Source organism: Daeguia caeni (genome assembly GCF_042653845.1).
GTDB classification, from domain to species: Bacteria; Pseudomonadota; Alphaproteobacteria; order Rhizobiales; family Rhizobiaceae; genus Brucella; species Brucella caeni.
Genome location: NZ_JBHSEL010000016.1, coordinates 1 through 2,764, shown reverse-complemented (window position 1 = coordinate 2,764; position 2,764 = coordinate 1). Strand labels below are relative to the sequence as shown.

Sequence of the window (2,764 nt, the reverse complement as noted above, 5' to 3'; positions counted from 1 at the left end):
AGCACGGCCAGATTGTTCACCGTGCGTGTGATCCTCGATTGCAGCGCCGAACTCGCCGCCACCATGCGCTCGGCCTCGCCAAACACGATCCGTGCCTGATCGCGCGTCGTTGCCGCCGAATAGACATGCGCACCGGGCTCGCCATCGGCAATCAGCGCATAGAGCGCCGTGCCGGCCAGAAGCACCGATTTACCGTTCTTGCGCGCGACCTCAACATAGGCGGTGCGAAAGCGGCGCAATCTATCCTTGCGCTTCCAGCCATAGAGCGAGCCGACGACGAACTGCTGCCAGCCCTGAAGCACGAAGGGCTCGCCCGCCCATTCGCCGGTCGAGTGGCGCAGATGGCCGAAGAAGTCGATCGCATGCCGTGCCGCAGCGCCATCCCAGACCAGGCCGCGTTTTACCCCCACCTTCAGGTCCGCGAGGTGCCGCTCGCAGGCCAGACGCACCAGCCGGCCGGCGACGATCTTGCCGTCAACGATAGCCCGGGCGTAGGCGGTGACCGGACAGGACGGTGCCTTCCTGCCACCACCCGGATTGCGCGGTGGGCGGGAATTACGCTTTTCTGCCACGGCTCAAGAAGTCCTCAAATGGATCACTGGTCTCGGCGGGTTCCGCCATGCGGATGCGCGAGCGGCTGGAGGGTGTGAGCCCAAACTCGCTCTCGATCTGCGCCATCTGCGCCAGGCATTTGTTGGCGACGGCCAGAAACGGGTTCTGGATGATGTTGTCATTCGACGTCTTCACCACCGGGCCACGGCGCTTCACTTCCTGCTCCGCCTCCAGCCAGCGCCGCCAGATCACGACGTAGCGGGCGAGCGCACCGGTATCGAGTTCGGTCATCACGCCATGACGCGCCAGCATCTCAGCCATTTCGATAAACTTGGCGCTTGCCTCCTCATCAACATGATCCGGCGGCGAAGGAACTGCCACCACCGGTTTGGGCTCGGCCTTGTTCATGCGGTGCGGACGGGCCGTACCCTTGNACATTTATCCTGTGCCGTCACTACGAATGCGCACCGCTTCGAACACCCGCCGCAATGTAAAACTGCGCGCGATCGACACCACGGTGAAGATCGCGCCCATGGCCATGTTGTCAGCCAGCGTGGTGGACAATCCGAACAGCGGGAACACCAGCATCTGCGTCACCACGGCAATGCCATAGCCGACGGCGACATTGGCGAAAGCCTCCACCAGAGACATGGTGCGGGATTGCTTCATGCCGCTGCCGCATCCCTGGTCGCGGTCCCGGCATCAGGCACTCGGTCGGCGGCGATCTCATCAAAACGGCGACCGTCGCCATCGAGCCTGGCCGCCTTGCCGGTGAATGCCTGCCAGCGCTTGACGACGACATCGCAGAAGGCCTCCGACAGTTCGAGGCCATACACGCGGCGGCCGGTCTTCTCGCCGGCGATCAGCTGTGAGCCCGAACCGGAGAACGGCTCGTAGCAGATGTCGCCCGGTCTTGTGTGCAGCTGCATCGGCAGTGTGAACACCCGCACCGGCTTCGAAGTCGGATGCTCGCGGGTTTCGATCTCCGAGGACGGAATGTTCCACACCGTGGTCGGCCAGCTCTCGAACCCCTCGCGGTTGATGCGGGGCTTCTTGCCGCGACGCCATCCGAACAGGCAGGGTTCATGTGCCCACAGCATCACCGAGCGCGTCAGCACCGGGCGCGATTTGGCCCAGATGATCTGCTGGTGATGCAGCACGTCAAACTTGTCCCAGACCGTTTCCAGCATGCGCTGGCGGCGCGAGGCGTGCCAGCAATACCATGCCACATCCTCGGCAATGGCATGCTCGATCGCCACCTTGCAGAAGGCCTCGTAGAACTGCGGTCCTTGGGCAGAATCATCCCAGTGCGGCTGCTCGATATAATCGTCGCCCCAGTCCTTGTTGGCGATTTTCTTCGCCCGCGCCGAGGCGGTTTTCTTTGTCGGATGGTTGGTTCCGTCATAATCGACCAGGTAGGGCGGATCGGTGGCAAACAGCGCAGCCCGTTCGCCGTTCATCAGGCGTGTGACATCATCCGGGTCTGTGCTGTCACCGCAGAGAAGACGATGATGGCCAAGCAGCCAGAGATCGCCGCGCCGTGTCACCGGTTTTGCCGGCACCTCCGGAATGGCGTCATCCTCGGTCAGGCCGTCCTGCTCATCACGATTGCCATAAAGCAGGTTCTGTAATTCATCATCGTCAAAGCCGGTAAGGCCGAGGTCAAAACCGGCCTCCTGCAGATCGGAGAGTTCGATGCCGAGCAATTCTTCATCCCATCCGGCATTCATGGCGATGCGGTTATCAGCAAGCACCAGTGCCCGGCGCTGCGTCTCCGACAGTCCCGCCAGCACGATCGTCGGCACCGTCTCCATGCCGAGCTTGCGCGCCGCCAGCACGCGGCCATGACCGGCAATCAGCGTACCATCCTCGGCAATCAGCACCGGGTTGGTGAAGCCGAACTCGCGGATCGACCCGGCAATCTCGGCGACCTGCGCTTCCGAATGCGTGCGGGCGTTGCGGGCATAGGGCACCAGGCTGTCGAGTGGCCGGTATTCGACCGAAAGCTGGCGTGCGTGGTCGTCGGCGCCGATGTGCGCGGTTTCAGCGATTGCCATTTTCTGCATCCAATAAAATCAACATCTTAGTCATGCACCCCCCCCATCGCCATTTTGGCCACGGATGCGCTGTTGGTGGCGCGCGGTCCTGGCAGCAAACTTTCGCTACTTTTGAGGTCCCCGGGGGGGTGTTGCGGGCTCATGTGCAGCGCCGC

The 2,764-nt window shown here is 62.8% G+C and carries 4 protein-coding genes; all 4 read right to left on the bottom strand.

Going from position 1 to position 2,764, the window contains the following annotated elements; all coding sequences use genetic code 11:
- Positions 1 to 572, bottom strand: a 572-nt coding sequence (locus ACFO1V_RS01215) for a terminase large subunit domain-containing protein (RefSeq protein WP_380075033.1), incomplete at its 3' end; no start/stop codon positions are given.
- Positions 556 to 960 (bottom strand): phage terminase small subunit P27 family, encoded by a 405-nt coding sequence (locus ACFO1V_RS01210; protein ID WP_465251718.1) that lies wholly within the window; start codon positions 958 to 960, stop codon positions 556 to 558. The genes ACFO1V_RS01215 and ACFO1V_RS01210, both read right to left, overlap by 17 nt.
- A 30-nt stretch (positions 961 to 990) precedes the next feature.
- On the bottom strand, positions 991 to 1,221 hold the full coding sequence (locus ACFO1V_RS01205) for a DUF7220 family protein (protein WP_152367715.1): 231 nt from the start codon (positions 1,219 to 1,221) through the stop codon (positions 991 to 993).
- The gene (locus tag ACFO1V_RS01200) at positions 1,218 to 2,609 is read right to left on the bottom strand and encodes a site-specific DNA-methyltransferase (RefSeq protein ID WP_380075031.1); all 1,392 of its coding nucleotides are present in this window, start codon (positions 2,607 to 2,609) and stop codon (positions 1,218 to 1,220) included. Before ACFO1V_RS01200 ends, ACFO1V_RS01205 begins: the two co-directional genes overlap by 4 nt.
- Positions 2,610 to 2,764: the final 155 nt, after the last annotated feature.

What these genes read in the sequence shown, in the direction of transcription:
- ACFO1V_RS01210 (WP_465251718.1), bottom strand. Translation starts at nt 960, where the DNA reads ATGAACAAGGCCGAGCCCAAACCGGTGGTGGCAGTTCCTTCGCCGCCG.
- ACFO1V_RS01205 (WP_152367715.1), bottom strand. Translation starts at nt 1,221, where the DNA reads ATGAAGCAATCCCGCACCATGTCTCTGGTGGAGGCTTTCGCCAATGTC.
- ACFO1V_RS01200 (WP_380075031.1), bottom strand. Translation starts at nt 2,609, where the DNA reads ATGGCAATCGCTGAAACCGCGCACATCGGCGCCGACGACCACGCACGC.